This window comes from Sphingopyxis sp. NJF-3, from assembly GCF_053514865.1.
On sequence record NZ_CM130726.1, the window covers coordinates 3,653,909 to 3,668,974 of the forward strand.

General features: G+C 68.5%; 14 protein-coding genes and 1 tRNA gene. 5 read left to right on the top strand and 10 right to left on the bottom strand.

Annotation, left to right across the window (positions count from 1 at the left end; genetic code table 11):
* Positions 1 to 52: 52 nt before the first annotated feature.
* Positions 53 to 2,362 carry a TonB-dependent receptor gene (locus ACOTSS_RS17590; protein ID WP_448691369.1) on the bottom strand — a complete coding sequence of 770 codons (2,310 nt, stop codon included), beginning with the start codon at positions 2,360 to 2,362 and terminating at the stop codon, positions 53 to 55.
* Positions 2,363 to 2,633: 271 nt separating this feature from the next.
* Between ACOTSS_RS17590 and ACOTSS_RS17595 the strand changes: the two genes are divergently transcribed.
* Positions 2,634 to 3,275, top strand: coding sequence for a TetR/AcrR family transcriptional regulator (locus tag ACOTSS_RS17595; protein WP_448689273.1), 642 nt, complete (start codon positions 2,634 to 2,636; stop codon positions 3,273 to 3,275).
* Between the two features lie 217 nt (positions 3,276 to 3,492).
* Here the strand turns inward: ACOTSS_RS17595 and metW are convergent, their stop codons facing one another.
* Both metW and metX read right to left on the bottom strand, forming a co-directional pair.
* The gene (metW, locus tag ACOTSS_RS17600) at positions 3,493 to 4,092 is read right to left on the bottom strand and encodes a methionine biosynthesis protein MetW (protein WP_448689274.1); all 600 of its coding nucleotides are present in this window, start codon (positions 4,090 to 4,092) and stop codon (positions 3,493 to 3,495) included.
* The gene (gene metX, locus ACOTSS_RS17605; protein WP_448689275.1) at positions 4,089 to 5,207 is read right to left on the bottom strand and encodes a homoserine O-acetyltransferase MetX; all 1,119 of its coding nucleotides are present in this window, start codon (positions 5,205 to 5,207) and stop codon (positions 4,089 to 4,091) included. Before metX ends, metW begins: the two co-directional genes overlap by 4 nt.
* A 91-nt stretch (positions 5,208 to 5,298) precedes the next feature.
* Here metX and hisC point away from each other — a divergent pair, with 91 nt between their 5' ends.
* Both hisC and ACOTSS_RS17615 read left to right on the top strand, forming a co-directional pair.
* On the top strand, positions 5,299 to 6,414 hold the full coding sequence (hisC, locus tag ACOTSS_RS17610) for a histidinol-phosphate transaminase (protein WP_448689276.1): 1,116 nt from the start codon (positions 5,299 to 5,301) through the stop codon (positions 6,412 to 6,414).
* A gap of 8 nt (positions 6,415 to 6,422) precedes the next feature.
* On the top strand, positions 6,423 to 7,325 hold the full coding sequence (locus ACOTSS_RS17615; protein ID WP_448689277.1) for a prephenate/arogenate dehydrogenase family protein: 903 nt from the start codon (positions 6,423 to 6,425) through the stop codon (positions 7,323 to 7,325).
* A gap of 133 nt (positions 7,326 to 7,458) precedes the next feature.
* On the opposite strand, the gene ACOTSS_RS17620 is transcribed toward ACOTSS_RS17615, so the two are convergent.
* From ACOTSS_RS17620 to ftsE, 4 genes are read right to left on the bottom strand one after another with little or no spacing between them, the layout of a single operon-like run.
* Positions 7,459 to 8,190: a lysophospholipid acyltransferase family protein gene (locus tag ACOTSS_RS17620; RefSeq protein ID WP_448689278.1), complete on the bottom strand. Its 732-nt coding sequence runs from the start codon at positions 8,188 to 8,190 to the stop codon at positions 7,459 to 7,461.
* Positions 8,191 to 8,200: 10 nt separating this feature from the next.
* Complete coding sequence (locus tag ACOTSS_RS17625) at positions 8,201 to 8,731, bottom strand: YdcF family protein (protein ID WP_448689279.1); 531 nt, start codon at positions 8,729 to 8,731, stop codon at positions 8,201 to 8,203.
* The gene (locus ACOTSS_RS17630; protein WP_448689280.1) at positions 8,728 to 9,633 is read right to left on the bottom strand and encodes a cell division protein FtsX; all 906 of its coding nucleotides are present in this window, start codon (positions 9,631 to 9,633) and stop codon (positions 8,728 to 8,730) included. Before ACOTSS_RS17630 ends, ACOTSS_RS17625 begins: the two co-directional genes overlap by 4 nt.
* A gap of 4 nt (positions 9,634 to 9,637) precedes the next feature.
* Positions 9,638 to 10,366 carry a cell division ATP-binding protein FtsE gene (ftsE, locus tag ACOTSS_RS17635; RefSeq protein WP_448689281.1) on the bottom strand — a complete coding sequence of 243 codons (729 nt, stop codon included), beginning with the start codon at positions 10,364 to 10,366 and terminating at the stop codon, positions 9,638 to 9,640.
* A 167-nt stretch (positions 10,367 to 10,533) separates the two neighbouring features.
* Here ftsE and ACOTSS_RS17640 point away from each other — a divergent pair, with 167 nt between their 5' ends.
* On the top strand, positions 10,534 to 11,340 hold the full coding sequence (locus ACOTSS_RS17640; RefSeq protein ID WP_448689282.1) for a zinc-ribbon domain-containing protein: 807 nt from the start codon (positions 10,534 to 10,536) through the stop codon (positions 11,338 to 11,340).
* A gap of 31 nt (positions 11,341 to 11,371) precedes the next feature.
* Here ACOTSS_RS17640 and ACOTSS_RS17645 read toward each other — a convergent pair whose 3' ends face one another.
* Positions 11,372 to 12,409: a YeiH family protein gene (locus tag ACOTSS_RS17645; RefSeq protein ID WP_448691370.1), complete on the bottom strand. Its 1,038-nt coding sequence runs from the start codon at positions 12,407 to 12,409 to the stop codon at positions 11,372 to 11,374.
* Between the two features lie 149 nt (positions 12,410 to 12,558).
* On the opposite strand from ACOTSS_RS17645, the gene ACOTSS_RS17650 reads away from it, so the two are divergent.
* Positions 12,559 to 12,635, top strand: a tRNA-Arg gene (locus ACOTSS_RS17650).
* Between the two features lie 24 nt (positions 12,636 to 12,659).
* Here ACOTSS_RS17650 and ACOTSS_RS17655 read toward each other — a convergent pair.
* Positions 12,660 to 13,775, bottom strand: coding sequence for a phosphotransferase (locus tag ACOTSS_RS17655; protein WP_448689283.1), 1,116 nt, complete (start codon positions 13,773 to 13,775; stop codon positions 12,660 to 12,662).
* Positions 13,724 to 14,905: an acyl-CoA dehydrogenase family protein gene (locus ACOTSS_RS17660; RefSeq protein WP_448689284.1), complete on the bottom strand. Its 1,182-nt coding sequence runs from the start codon at positions 14,903 to 14,905 to the stop codon at positions 13,724 to 13,726. Before ACOTSS_RS17660 ends, ACOTSS_RS17655 begins: the two co-directional genes overlap by 52 nt.
* Positions 14,906 to 15,066: the final 161 nt, after the last annotated feature.

Here is a 15,066-nt window from a genome sequence, read left to right on the forward strand (position 1 = left end):
AAAGGGGCGCCGCAGCGGACGCCCCTTTCCCCCTTGTTTCAGGCTCTGGCCGTCAGAACTTCACCGTTCCCGTGACGAAGACCTGACGCGGATTGCCGTAGAAGGCGGTCAGCGTCCCCTCGGTGCCGAGCGCCGAGAAGGGCAGGCCGTTGGCGCCCGTCGGAATGACGCCGGTCTCTGGATCGGCGACGACGAAGGTATAACCCGAGGTCTTGTATTTCTTGTTGGTCAGATTCTTGCCGAACAGCCCGATGCTCCAGCGGTCGCCCGGCGCGGTGTAGACGAGGCTGGCGTCGAGCAGCGCGAAGCCCTTCTGGTCGATATAGGGGTTCGGAATCTCGAACTGATAGGTCTTGCTGCGGTACGACAGCGTCGTCGCGAAATTGATATCGCCCTCGCCGACCGGCGCCGAGTAAGCGAGCGTGCCGCTCACGGTCCACTTCGGCGTGTTCTGCACCTCGCGATAATCGGCGACGTCGGTCGGCACATTCTTTCCGGTATCGGGATCGAGGATGTTGGTGATATATTCCTTGTACTGCGCGTCGATGAAGCCGAGCGCGGTCGACAGCGTCAGCCGGTCGCCCGCCACCGCGAGGTCCTGGCCCAGCCGCGCGCGGCCTTCGAACTCCAGCCCCTTGAAGGTCGCCTTGCCGGCGTTCGACACGACGCCGCAGAAGCTGGGGAGGCCGCTGACGGTGCAGGCGACCGAGCCCGGAATCTGGACGTCGCTATAGTCGGCGTAGAAGGCGGCGAGCGCGACGTTGAGCGCGCCGTCCATCAGGCTGCCCTTGTAGCCGACCTCGTAGCTGTCGACCTGTTCGGGAAGGAAGCTCAGGAAGGCCGCGACCTCCGCGTCGCTCGGGATGCCGTTGGCATTGTCGGTCGGCGCGTTGACGCCGACGCCGCGCGGGTCGAAGCCGCCGCCCTTGAAGCCCTGCGAATAGCTTGCGTAGAGCGTGTGGTCGGGGGTCGGCTTGAACGACAGCGAGGCGCGCGGGGTGAATTTGTTGAAGTTGCGGCTGCCCTCGAAATCGGTGCCCGGCGTGCCGAAGGGAACCCCCGCACCGCCGAACACCGGCGACCCGCCGCCGAGGTAATTCTGGCGCAGGATCGACGCCTCGCGCTTGTCCCAGGTGTAGCGGCCGCCGAGCGACAGGCTGAGCTGGTCGGTGAAATCATAGGTGAAGTCGCCGAACAGCGCGAAGGTCGTCGTGTCGACATCGGCCTCGGTAAAGGCGGTGAGCCCCGCGAAGGTGTTGAAGATGCGCACGTCGAACAAGGTGTCGGCGCTTGCGTCGAGATAGTAGAAGCCGAGCAGGCCCTTCAGCCGGTCGCCTTCGTAGAGCAGCTGGAATTCCTGGCTGATCTGCTCGTTGAAATAGAAGCCGGGGACGTCGACGTCGACCGCGGGCAGCGCGTCGAAGTCGATCGGAGTCGCCGACTTGTCCTTGCGCCATGCGCTGATCGAGCGCAGCGTCAGCGTGTCGCTGAGCTCGGCGGTGACGTTCATCGCGAGGCCATAGGCCTCGATCTCCTGCTTCGGATCGTTGAGCCCGCCGCGGCTGTCGAACACATTGTCGAGCACCGGCTGGTTGGTGGCGAGGCTGGGGATCAGGCGGTGACCGCCGCGCGGATTGCTCTTGTCCTTCGAATAGTCGCCCGAGATGCGGATCAGCACCGGCTCGCCATAGCCGCCGAGCTCGACGGTGCCGCGCGCCGCCCAGACGTCCTTGTTGTAGTTTTCGAGACCGGTGGTGAGGTTGTCGCCAAAGCCGCCGCGCGACAGCCGCGCGCCCGACGCGCCGATGCGGACGATATCGCCCAGCGGAGCGCTCGCGGTAACGACGAGGTCGGCCTGGTCGTAGGTGCCGTAGGTGGCCTTGACCTTGAGCGAGAAGTCCTGCGGCAGCGGCTTGGTCACATATTTGACCGCGCCGCCGATCGTGTTGCGGCCATAGAGCGTGCCCTGCGGCCCGCGCAGCACCTCGATCCGCTCGACGTCGTAGATGTCGAGCACCGCGGCCTGCGGGCGGTTGAGATAGACGTCGTCGAGATAGATGCCGACGCCCTGTTCGAAGCCCGACACCGGGTCCTGCTGACCGACGCCGCGGATGAAGGCGCTGAGCGTCGAGTTGGCGCCGCGCGAGACTTCGAGGGTGGTGTTCGGGGTCGTCGCGCCGATGTCGGTGATGTCGATCGCGCCCGCCTTGTCGAGCGCGTCGCCCGAATAGGCGGTGATCGCGACCGGCACGTCGACCAGCCGCTCGTCGCGGCGGCGGGCGGTGACGATGATCTCGCCCGAATCGTCGCTGCTTGCGCCCGGATCCTCCTGCGCGAAAGCGGCGGGCGCGAAGGCGAGCATCGAAAGCGTGGTGGTGGCGAGAACCGCGCGGCGCAGCTGGCGGGCGAAAGGACGCATGATTGAGTCTCCCAAGTCACGGGTGACCCCTCGCCACCCCATTTTGCCATTTCTGGCGTCATCTTTTCTTGGGCCTGGACTTGCCAAGCCGCGACGCACCCAATAATGAAAGGTGAACCAAGTTTCAACTTGGAAGTTGGCTCCGGCGTTTTTTGCTTGCCAGTGGTGCGAAAATGCCACGATTGGGGCGCGGAGCGGGAAGAGGGATGGCGCGATGGATCAGCCGGACGTGACGACGGCAGAGGCGGCGGACGCAGCCGGCGGGCGCGACAAGACGCCGCGCACCGAGCGCGGCCGGCGCACCCTGCGCAAGCTGCTCGACGCCGCGGCGATCGAATTCGGCGAGCGCGGCTTTCACGAGGCGTCGATCAGCGCGATCACCCGCCGCGCCGGCACCGCGCTCGGCAGCTTCTACACCTATTTCGATTCGAAGGAGGAGATCTTTCAGGCGCTCGTCCGCTACATGAGCGAGCAACTGCGCGACCATGTGACCCCGATCGTCCAGGCCGCGCCCGACGAGATCGCCGCCGAGCGCATCGGCCTCGAATCCTTTCTGGGCTTCGTGCGCGAGCACAGGGAAATCTACCGCATCATCGACGAGGCCGAATTCGTCGATTACGCGAGCTATCGCCGCCACTATGAAACGACGGTCGAGCGCATCCGCCAGCGCCTCGAGGCGGGCGCGGCGCGCGGCGAGATCCGGCCCGACGTCGGCGAGATCCACGCCTGGGCGATCGGCGGGATGAACGTCTTCCTCGGCATGCGGTACGGCCTGTGGGACGCCGACGCCGACATCGCCGAGGTCGCGCGGATCGCGAACGATTTGCTGGCGAACGGGCTGGGGAAGAAGGGCTGATCGTTCGTTGGCCCCGTCGTTGCAGGGCTGCATTTTTGTCAGGGCGAATGACTGCCAGGGGGTGGAGAGCGGCCGTTGCATGGCTCGTCGCCCCCGCGAAGGCGGGGGCCGCTGGAGGCCTATTCCTGCGCCGCTGCGTAAAACGACGGCGGCCCCCGCCTTCGCGGGGGCGACGGCTGTTATCGGTCGGAAGCCGCCGTGGGGTCGGGAACGCGGATCAGCCCCGCGAAATCAGAAAGATCGCATGTTCGGCGCGCCAGCTGGCCGCGGCGTCGCTCGTCGGGCGGTCGCCCGAGAGGTACCAGGCGCGCTCGACCGCGATGCCGCGGGCGCGCATCAGGTCGCGGAAATCGCTGACCGTGACATGGTGGATATTGGGGGTCTCGTACCAGGCGACGGGTAGCAGCCGCGTCACCGGCATCCGCCCGCCCCAGAGCAGCGCAAGACGCACGCGCCAGTGAGCGAAATTGGGAAAGCTGACGAAGGCGCGCGGGGCGATGCGCAGCAGCTGCTCGACGATCCGGTCTGGGCGGTGCGAGGTCTGCAGTGTCTGCGACAATATGGCGATGTCGAAGGCATCGTCGGGATAGTCAGCGAGGTCGCGGTCGGCATCGCCCTGGACCACGGCGAGGCCGCGCTCCATCGCGGCCGCGACATTTGCCGAATCGATCTCCAGCCCGCGGACATCGGCCCCGCCGCTGTCGCGCAGCGCGGCCATCAGCGTGCCGTCGCCGCAGCCGACGTCGAGCACGCGCGTGCCGGCAGGCACCTGCGCCGCGATCAAGGCGAGGTCGGGGCGAAGCGTCGGCGCGGTCATCGGCCGGCCTCGACAAATCCCGCCATCAGCCGCCACAGCTCGGGCGAATCGAGCAGGAAGGCGTCGTGGCCGAACGGGCTCGACAGCTCGACGAAGCTCGCCTGCGCGCCCGCGCCGTGCAGCGCCTGGACGATGCGGCGCGATTCGGCGGTCGGATAGAGCCAGTCCGAATCGAAGCTGACGAGGCCGAAGCGCACCGGCGAATGGCGAAACGCCTCGGCGAGCCGACCGCCATGCGGGTCGGCGAGGTCGAAATAGTCCATCGCGCGCGTGATGTAGAGATAGGAGTTGGCATCGAAGCGATCGACGAAGCTGATCCCCTGATGCCGGAGATAGGATTCGATCCGGAAATCGGCCTCGAACCCGAACGTCTTGACCTCGCGGTCCTGAAGCTGGCGCCCGAATTTCTCGGTGAGACCCGCTTCGGACAAATAGGTGATGTGCGCCGCCATGCGCGCCACGGACAGCCCCTTCACCGGCACCCGCCCGCTCGCATAATAATCGCCGCCCTGCCAGTCGGGATCGGCCATGATCGCCTGCCGCCCGACCTCGTGAAAGGCGATGTTCTGCGCCGAATGGCGCGCCGCCGACGCGATGACGAGCGCGCGGTCGACGCGGCCCGGATAGTGCGCCGCGAAGGCGAGCGCCTGCATCCCGCCCATCGATCCGCCGATGACGGCATGAAGCCGGCCGATGCCGAGCTGGTCGAGCAGCATCGCCTGCGCGCGCACCATGTCGCCGATCGTCACGACCGGAAAGCTCATGGCATAGGGATCGCCCGTCGCGGGATCGATGCTGGCGGGGCCGCTCGACCCCAGGCAGCTGCCGATCACATTGGCGCAGATGACATGATAGCGGTCGGTGTCGATCACCCCGCCGGGACGCACCACCTTGCTCCACCAGCCGGGCTTGCCCGTCACCGGATGCGTCGAGGCGACATATTGGTCCATCGTCAGCGCGTGGCAGATGAGGATGACATTGTCGCGCGCGGCGTTCAGCGGACCATAGGCTTCATAAGCGATCGTCGGCCGCGCAAGCAGCGCGCCGCTGTCGAGAGCGAGCGGGTGGTCGAGGGTGATCTGGTTGGGCCGGTCGGATTGCAAGCGCGTTGCCATGATGCGGCGGGGCTAGGCGCGCATGGCCACCCTTGTCAACGTGCTGGACTAGATGCTGGACTTGGGGGCTGCAGCCGCTAAACGGCGCGACATGACCGACGCGACCCCGACCCTGACGCCGAAGCCGTGGATCAGCGGCATCGCCCCCTATGTTCCCGGCAAGTCGGCGGGCGCCGACGGCCGGCCGCTGATCAAGCTGAGCGCGAACGAGAATCCGCTCGGCACCGGAGACGCGGCGCGCGCGGCCTTCGCCGAGGCCCAGGGTGCGGCCGATGCGCTGTCGCGCTATCCCGATCCCGGCTCCAACGCGCTGCGCGAGACGATCGCGGCGAAGTTCGGGCTCGATCCCGCACGCGTCATCTGCGGCAACGGGTCGGACGAGCTGCTGCATCTGGCGGCGGGCACCTATGCCGGCGCGGGCGACGAGATTCTCTATGTGCGCTATGGCTTCGCGGTCTACGAGATCGCGGCGCGGCGCGTCGGGGCGATCCCGGTCGAGGCCGACGACAGGGACTATGCGACCGACGTCGACGCGCTGCTCGCGGCGGTGACCGAGCGGACGCGCGTCGTCTATCTCGCCAATCCGAACAATCCGACCGGGACGCTCGCGACGCGCGCCGAGGTGGCGCGGCTCCATGCGGGGCTGCCCAAGGACGTGCTGTTCGTGATCGACCAGGCCTATTCCGAATACCTCTCGGACGCCGAGGACGACGGCGGGCTCGAGCTTGCCAAGACCGAGCCCAATGTCTTCATCACCCGCACCTTTTCGAAGATCCACGGGCTCGCCGCCGAGCGGATCGGCTGGGGCTATGCGGCGGCCGAAGTGATTTCGGCGCTGCACCGCATCCGCCTGCCGTTCAACGTCACGCGCGCCGGGCAGGCGGCGGCGGTCGCGGCGCTTGGCGACGAGGATTTCGTGACCCGCAGCCGCGAGCATAATGCCAAATGGCGCGCGTGGCTGGCGCAGGAGATCGAAGGGCTGGGGAATCATGGCGTGCGCGTCGTGCCGTCGGCGACCAACTTCCTGCTCGTGCTGTTCGAGGGCGAGACGAGCGCGGAGACCGTCTACAATCGGCTGATGGACGCGGGCTATATCGTGCGCTGGCTGCCGGGACAGGGATTGCCGCACGCGCTGCGCATGACGATCGGCACCGAGGACGAGACGCGCGGGCTGGCGGCGGCGATTCGCGCCGCGCTCGCGGGCTGACGCGGCCGATGGCGATCGAGCGCCTCGCGGTCGTCGGGCTCGGGCTGATCGGCTCGTCGATCGCGCGCGCGGTCAAGGCGCGGCTGCCCGGAGTCGCGGTCACCGGCCACGACGCCAGCGCCGACGTGCGGGGCGAGGCCCGCATGCTGGGCCTGTGCGACCGCATCGCCGACGATGCGGCCGACGCGGTGGCGGGCGCCGACCTCGTCATTCTCGCGGTGCCGGTCGGCGGCATGGCCGACGCGGCGCGCGCGATGGCGCCGGGGCTCGCGCCGCACGCGATCGTCTCCGACGTCGGTTCGTCGAAGGCCGGCGTTGGCGCGGCATTGCGCGCGGCGCTGCCAGGCCACCTCGTCATCCCGGCGCACCCGGTCGCGGGGACCGAGAACAGCGGCCCGGCGGCGGGCTTCGCCAGCCTGTTCGAAGGGCGCTGGTGCATCGTCACCCCGGCATCCGACGCGCCCGAGGAGGCCGTGGCGACGCTCACCGGCTTCTGGCAGGCGCTCGGCGCGACGGTCGACACGATGGACGCCGAACACCACGACATGGTGCTCGCGGTGACGAGCCACCTGCCGCACCTCATCGCCTATACGATCGTCGGCACCGCGAGCGAGCTCGAGGAAGTGACCGAGAGCGAGGTGATCAAATATTCGGCGGGCGGATTCCGCGACTTCACTCGCATCGCGGCGAGCGATCCGGTGATGTGGCGCGATGTCTTCCTCGCCAACAAGGACGCGGTGCTCGCGACGCTGCAGCGCTTCAACGAGGATCTGACCGTGCTCCAGCAGGCGATCCGCCGCGGCGACGGCGCGAAGCTCGAGGAATGGTTCACGCGGACCCGCGCGATCCGCCGCTCGATCATCGCCGAGGGGCAGGACGATCCGGCGCCCGATTTCGGGCGGAAGCACTGAGACTCGGTCAAAGCGATCCGTATCCCCGAGCGAAGACGAGGGGCCATGCCGAGCGAAGTCGAGGCAGCGGGGTGAGGCGGTTCTCGCTCCGCTCGAACGAGCCCCTCGTCTTCGCTCGGGGATACGGAACTTTTTAGGCGGGCGCTTGCCCCCCCAGCAACGCCTCGGGCGGATTGAGCGCGTTGATCGCGCGCCAGACGCGCTCCTCGGCTTCCTCGCGCGGCAGGCCGGCGGGGATCGTCTCGCCGATCCTGTAGGTGATCGTCCCCGGCCATTTGACCCAGCGATGCGGCGGATAGACGATGCCGCTGTTCACCGCGACGGGAATCACCGGCACCCCGAGCAGGCGGTACATTCCCGCGAAGCCCGCGCGGAGCGGCGGCGCGAGCCCGTGGGGGACGCGCGTGCCCTCGGCGAACAGCACCAGCGGGCGGCCTGCGTCGAGCGCGGCCTTCGCCGCGGCGAGCATCGCGCGCATCGCCTTGCCGCCGCCGTCGCGGTCGACCGGGATCAGGCCGTAAAAGCGCGCCGCCTGGCCCCAGACGGGAATCGAGAACAGCTCCTCTTTCGCGAACACCGCGGGCCATTGAAACAGCAGGGGCTGCTCGATCGTCTCGAACGCGCCTTCATGCTTGAAGACATAGAGCACCGGAATGTCGGGCATCGCGCCCTCGACGACGATGCGGTGCCCGAGGATCGCGCGACAGATGACGCGGTGGAACCAGGCCCAGCCCCGCACGAACCCGCGCGTCGCATGGTGCGAGATCGGCAGCGCGACGACCGCGCCGATCGAGCAGACGCTGCTCGCGAAGACGAAGGCGATCCAGAACAGGATCGAGCGGAGAAGAGCGAGGGTGTAACGCACGAAGCGGGGCTTACAGCCCGAGGAGGCCGCCCGCCAGCCCCGCGAGATATTTGTGGTACTCGCGGAACAGCGTCGAGAAGCTTGGCCGGCTGCGCACCGCGTCGGGGATGATCGTCACCTTGCCGCCGACCGCGCGGCCGATCTCATATTCGGCGCGGCGCATGTGCCAGTCGGTGGTGACGAGGCGCACCGTCTTGTAGTTGCGCCGCGCAACCCAGCTCGCCACCTCGGTGGCGTTCGAGCGCGTATCCTCGGCCTCGAAGCCGAGCGCGATGCAGCAATCGAACAGCGACTGCGGGCGCTTATATTCGGCGGCGAGCTCGCGCGGCTTCACCTCGCGCGCGACGCCGCTGATCAGCAGCCGCTTCGCCTGCCCCGTCTCGAGCAGTTCGAGCGCGCGGTCGATGCGCCCCGGTCCGCCGGTCAGCACGACGATCGCGTCGGTCTTTTGCGGCGGCGCGGGCATCGGCGGCAGCAGCGCGAACCAGGCGAAGCCCAGCACCCAGACCAGGAAGAGGACGGAAATCAGGCGCTTGATCATAAAATCTTCTTGAGCGCGGCGAGCAGCGTCTGGCGCGCCGTCAAAGCAGCCAGCGCGATAGCCAATAGCGGCAGCGCCAGCAAGAGCGCCCAGCCCGCGGCCCCCAGCGATGCGGTCGCGGCGAGCCCCGCGGTCACCCGCGACCATTGCCAGCCGATGAGCAGCAATATCGCCGCCGCGACCGCGCTGCCGAGCGCGATGCCATAGGCGGTGTCGATCGCGATGCGGCGCTGGAACAGCCGCGCGATCTGGCGGTCGGTCGCGCCGATCAGGTGGAGCATCTCGATCGTCGCATAATGGGTGCCGAGCGCGGCGCGCGCGGTCATGATCACCACCGCCGCGCTGGCGAGGATCATCAGCACGACCAGTCCGCCCGCGACCCAGGCGAGCGAGCGGATCAGCCGCGCGACCGGGCCCAGCCATTCGGCGTGCGGGATGATCCGCGCGCCCGGCGCGGTCTCGGCGACCAGCGCGCGCAGCCGGTCCAATTGGCCCGCGCGCTCGCCGCCGACGAAATCGACGTCGACGAGCGCGGGCAGCGGCAGCGACTTGAGCACGGGGTCGTCGCCATCCTCGCCGCCGAACCACTGGCCGAGCGTCGCGAGCAGCTCCGCCGGCTCGACCGCGCGCGCGGCGCGGACATAGGGCTGCGCGGCGGCGGCGCGGCGCAGCGCCGCGGCCTGCTCGGCGCGGGTGACGGGATTGGCGGTAACGATCTGCACCGTCACCCGCCCCGCGATCGCGTCGCCGATCGCGCCCGCCGATCGCGCGAGCCCGATCCCGGCGGCGGCGGCGAGCAGGGTCAGCATCATCAGGATCGCGATCACCCACGGTGTCGGCCCCGACAGGCGGCGGTCGGGAAGCAGGCGGCGATGCTGGACGGGAACGCGCGGGATGATCATGACGTCACGCGCGGTTCGGCGGATAGCGCAGCGCGCCGGTCGGATCGGCGAGCCGCCCCTTTTCGAGCCGCATCATCTGCGCATTGTCGATGCGGCTGATCAGGTGGATGTCGTGGGTCGCGACGACGACGGTGGTGCCGAGGCGGTTCAGCGCCTCGAACAATCCCAACAGCCGCATCGCCATCTCGGGATCGACGTTGCCCGTCGGTTCGTCGGCCACGAGAAGTTGCGGGCGCGCGATCACCGCGCGCGCGATCGCGACGCGCTGCTGCTCGCCGCCCGACAGCGTCGCGGGGCGCGCATCGGCGCGCTCGCTGAGCCCGATCCAGCTCAGCATCTCTCCCACCGGGCCCGACAGATCCTCCTCGCTGACCCCCGCGATGCGCAGCGGCAGCGCGATATTGTCGCGCGCCGAAAGGTGCGGGATCAGGCGGAAATCCTGGAAGACGACGCCGATGCGGCGGCGAAAGCCGGGCAGGCGCTGGCGCGGCATCGCGACCAGATCCTCGCCGAACAGCCGCACGATGCCGCGGCTCGGCCGCTGCGCGAGATAGAGCATTCTGAGCAGTGACGTCTTGCCCGCGCCCGACGCGCCGGTGAGGAAATAGAAGCTTCCCGGCTGCAGGTTGAAGCTGATGTCGGAGAGGATTTCGCTGTCGGGGCCGTAGCGGAGCCCGACACTGTCGAACTCGACCATCGCGCCGCCAGTGCGGGGAGCGGTGGCGGCCGTCATGACGTCAGCCGCGTACAGGGCCGCGCCGCCGGCCGGGAAAACAGGGGAGCCTCCGCGCTCATGCCGTTGGCTGTTGCACGGCTGTTCCCCAAGGACAAGCGCCGATGCGCCCGTCGGTGCGACGCGACGCTTGCCAGCGCGCGACTCAGCGTGTTTAGAGGGACGCCATGATCCTCGCCTGCCCGTCCTGCCAGACCCGTTATGTCGTGCCCGATACGGCGATCGGACCCAATGGCCGCACCGTGCGCTGCGCCAATTGCCGCCACAGCTGGTTCCAGGAGCCGGCGCTCGGTGCCGCGGCGATCCCGCCCGCGCCAACGCCGGCTTCAGCGCCGGCGCCGGTGCCGGAACCCGATCCGGTGCGGACGGCCGACGACGGGCCGTCGCCGGCTCCGGTCGCCCCGCCCCCGGTACCGCCCGTGGCGGCGCCGGCCGAGGAGCCCGCCGCGCCTCCGCCTCCCGAAGCGTTCGCCGCCACTGCCGAGCCGGCGCCGCGTGCCATGCCCGCTGCGGCGGACGAACCGCTGCCTTTCCGCCGCGCCCGCCGCAACCCGGCGAAGCGCTGGACGATGGTGGCCGCGGCGGCGGCGGTGCTGATGATCGGCGCGACCGGTGCGCTTTTCTATTACGGGCTACCGAGCTGGGCGCAGGGTCTCGGGCTTCCCGGCGCGGCCGACGAGCCCGACCTCGTCATCGAACTGCCGCCCAACCAGGATCACCGCGAACTCGCCGACGGCACCATCTATTTCGCGGCGTCGGGGGTGATCATCAACCCGACCGACCGCGAACAGCGCGTGCCGCCGATCCTCGCCGAACTGCGCGACGCGCAGGGGACGATCGTCTACAGCTGGACGATCAAGCCGCCGGTGCGGATGCTGCCGCCGAACGAGAAGGTCAATTTCAGCGAAGCCAAGCTCGACATCCCGCGCCGGGCGACGCAGCTGACGGTGAGCTGGGCGCTGCCGAAAGGCTGAAATTCTGCCACGTTACCGTGACGTCACGGCGTCACAGGCTGATCGCGGCGGCAAGCGACAGCAGGAAGCTGGTCAGCGTCGCGACGATGATCGGCGCGAAGCTGCGCCAGCCCTGGTCGAGCAACAGGTGCAGCCGCGCCTTCATCGCCGTCGCAACGATCGCGAGCAGCAGCAGCGCCTGCGCCGCAGTCGCGCTGCCATCCTGAACCGGCTTCGGTAGGGGGGCGAGCGAGTTGATCGCCGCGAGCGCGAGGAAGCCGAGGATGAACCAGGGCAGGCGCAACGGAATGCGCGTCTTCGCCGCCTCCGTCGCGCCGCTGCGGCCGAGCCACAAGCCGACGAGCATCAGCATCGGGGCGAGCAGCGCGACGCGCGTCAGCTTGACGATCGTCGCGACCTCGCCCGCTTGAGCGGAGAAGGAAAAGCCGCCGCCGATCGCCTGCGCGACGTCGTGGATCGAGGCGCCGATCAGGAAGCCCGCCTGGGTGTCCGAAAGGCCGAGCTGCGCCGCGAGCACCGGGTAGAGCGTCATCGCGAGCGCGCTGGCCACGGTGATGCCCACCAATGTCAGCGTGAAGCGCGCCTGGTCGACGCGCTTGTCGCCGATCAGCGAATAGAGTGCGAGCGCCGCCGAGGCGCCGCAGATCGCGGTCGCGCCGCCGGCGAGCAGCGCGGCGTGGCTGTCCTGCCGGAACAGGCGCGCGCTCGCCACGGTGGCGACGATGACCGTCAGCATGATCAGGACGAGCAAGGCGAAGGGCAGCGGCCCCAGTTCGGCGAGCTGCGTCGCGGTGATCCGCGCGCCAACGAGAACGATGCCGATGCGCAGCGCGGTCTGCGACATCAGGTCGAGCCCCGCGTGGGTGCGCCGGTCCTGCGACAGAAAGGAGAGGGCGAGACCGATCAGCAGGCCCATCAGCACGATCGGCGCGGCATAGTGATCGGCGAGCCAGGCCGCGGCGAGCGCCGCGATCGCGGTGACGAGGCCGCCGGGCAGATAGTCGCGCCAGCGCCGCGTCGCGGGCGGCGCCGCCTCGAGCTGCAGTTCGCCATAGAGATCGGCGGCCATCGGCCAGCGCTGTTCGGAAATCGCCACGGGCACTCCCCAGGGTTCGGCGCTGCCGCGCTTCGCACATCCCGCCCCCGATGCGCAATGCGCTTTCGGTCGTTATTCGATTGCTGGCGCGATCCGGGCTTGCTAGAGGCGCCGCTCTACCGGCACCCGTAGCTCAGCTGGATAGAGCGCTGCCCTCCGAAGGCAGAGGCCACAGGTTCGAATCCTGTCGGGTGCGCCATTGCGGAACGAAGCCGGAGTGCGGCTATCCGCAGCTTTCCATCGACCGGCGGGCGAGCGCCGCCAGTTCCGGAAAGGCCTTCGACCGCTCGCGGGCCTGGCTCGATGCGGCGGTGCCACGGATGACGCGGCCGCGGATGCCGTGGAAAATGGCGGCAAGCCGGAAGACGTTGAAGGCGATGTAGAAATCCCAATTGGCGATGCCGCTGCGCCCTGTCCGCGCGCAATAGGCGGCGACATAATCCTCCTCGGCGGGGATGTTCAGCGCGGCGAGATTGCCGCCCGCCAGTCCCGCGACGATGTGCGGCGGCATCCGGTACATCATCGCATGATAGGGGAAATCGGCGAGCGGGTGGCCCAGCGTCGACAATTCCCAGTCGAGCACCGCGACCACGCGGGGCTCGCTCGGATGGAAGATCATATTGTCGCAGCGGAAATCGCCATGAACGATGCCGCTTTCCTCGCCGTCGGGAATATGGGCCGGCAGCCATTCGATCAGCGCGTCCATGTCGCCATTGCGGCCCGCATCGGGATCCTCGCGATATTGCCGCGACCAGCGGGCGATCTGGCGCGCGAAATAATTGCCCGGTCGACCGTAATCCTCGAGCCCCAGCACGCGATAATCGATCATGTGCAGCCGCGCGATCGCCCCGTTCATCGCGTCGAAATAGCGCGGGCGGTCTGCGCGCGCGACACCGGGAAAGGTCGCATCCCAGAAGATGCGGCCCTCGACCATCTCCATGACATAGAACCAGCTGCCGATGACGCTGTCGTCGGTGCAGAGGCCGTGGACCCGCGCGACCGGAAAGCCGGCGCCGCCGAGCGCGGTCAGGATTCGCGCCTCGCGATCGACGGCATGCGCGCCCTTCAGCGTCGGGCCCGGCGGCTTGCGGCGCAGAACATAGCTGCGGCGCGGCGTGACGAGCTTGTAGGTCGGGTTCGACTGGCCGCCCTTGAACTGCTCGACGGCGAGCGGTCCGGCGAAGCCCGCGACATGATCCGCCATCCAGCGCGCCAGCGCGGCCTCGTCGAAGCGATGGGCGTCGCGAACCGCGGTGGTTCCGGTGTTCGCATCCTGCCCCAGCGCGCTCACGCCTGCGCGCCTTTCCAGTCGCGCTTGATCTTCTTGGCGAGGCTCCATTTGTGGACCTCGGTGGGGCCGTCGTAGATGCGGAAGGCGCGGACTTCACGGAACACCTGCTCGACGATCGTATCGCGCGTCACGCCGGTGCCGCCCATGACCTGGACGCAGCGGTCGGCGATCCGCATCAGCGCCTCCGACACCGCGACCTTCGCCATCGAGCTTTCGGCGATCCCCAGCGATCCCGTGTCGAGCACGCCCGCGCACCAGTCGATCATCAGCTCGGCTTGTTTGATATCTATGAGATTCTCGGCGAGCATGAAGCCGACGCCTTCATGATCGACCAGCGGCTTGCCGAAGGCGTGGCGGCGGTTCGCATAGTCGGTCGCGATCTCGTTGGCGCGGATGCAGGCGCCGAGCCAGCGCATGCAGTGGGTGAGCCGCGCGGGTGCGAGACGGACCTGCGCATAGCGGAAGCCCTCGCCCGGATTGCCGAGCATCTGGTCGGCGGGAACGCGCAGATCGTCGATGGTCAGCACGGCGTGGCCACCGGGCATCGAGCCGTCGATGGTGTCGAGCACGCGGTCGATGCGGATCGCCGGGTCGGGCAGGTCGACGAGGAACATGCACGCCCCGCCGCCCTCGACGACGTCCTCGGCCTTCGCCATGACGATGCCGACCCGCGCGCCCTCGGCGCCGGTGATGAAGGCCTTGCGGCCGCTGATGACCCAATGATTGCCGTCCTGCCGGCACATCGTCCGCATCATCGAGGGGTCGGAGCCCGCGCCGCCCTCCTCGGCGGGCTCGGTCATGAAAAAGGCCGATCGGGCCGTGCCCGCGATCATCGGCTTCAGGAAGCGTTCCTTCTGCTCGGCCGAACCCACTTTTCCGAGCAGATACATATTGCCTTCGTCGGGAGCGGCGGTGTTCACCGCCAGCGGCCCCAGCGGCGACAGGCCCGAGCGGATCAGCACATAAGCGGTCTCGGCATGCGAAAGATGGCAGCCGTCCTTCAGGATATGCGGCGTGAGGACGCCCGCCGCGCGCGCCAGTTCGCGCATCTCCTGCACCAGATCATCCGATGGGCCGTGCGCGCCGCAACGCGGGTCGCGTTCATAGGCGGTGATCCGGTCGCGGACGAAGCGTTCGACGCGGTCGCCGATGTCTCTGGCGCGATCGGATGGGATCATGGCTTGGATTCTCCAGTTGGGTGGGCCGCATTCGATCCGAAAAATGCAAATTTGCGAAGGTGACGGGTTTCCGTCACTGCCGGTAGCCGGCGCAAAGAAGCATATTGAATCAGAAGGATATGCGGAATCCGGGTCAATTCACCTGAAAAGGAATGTTCGAT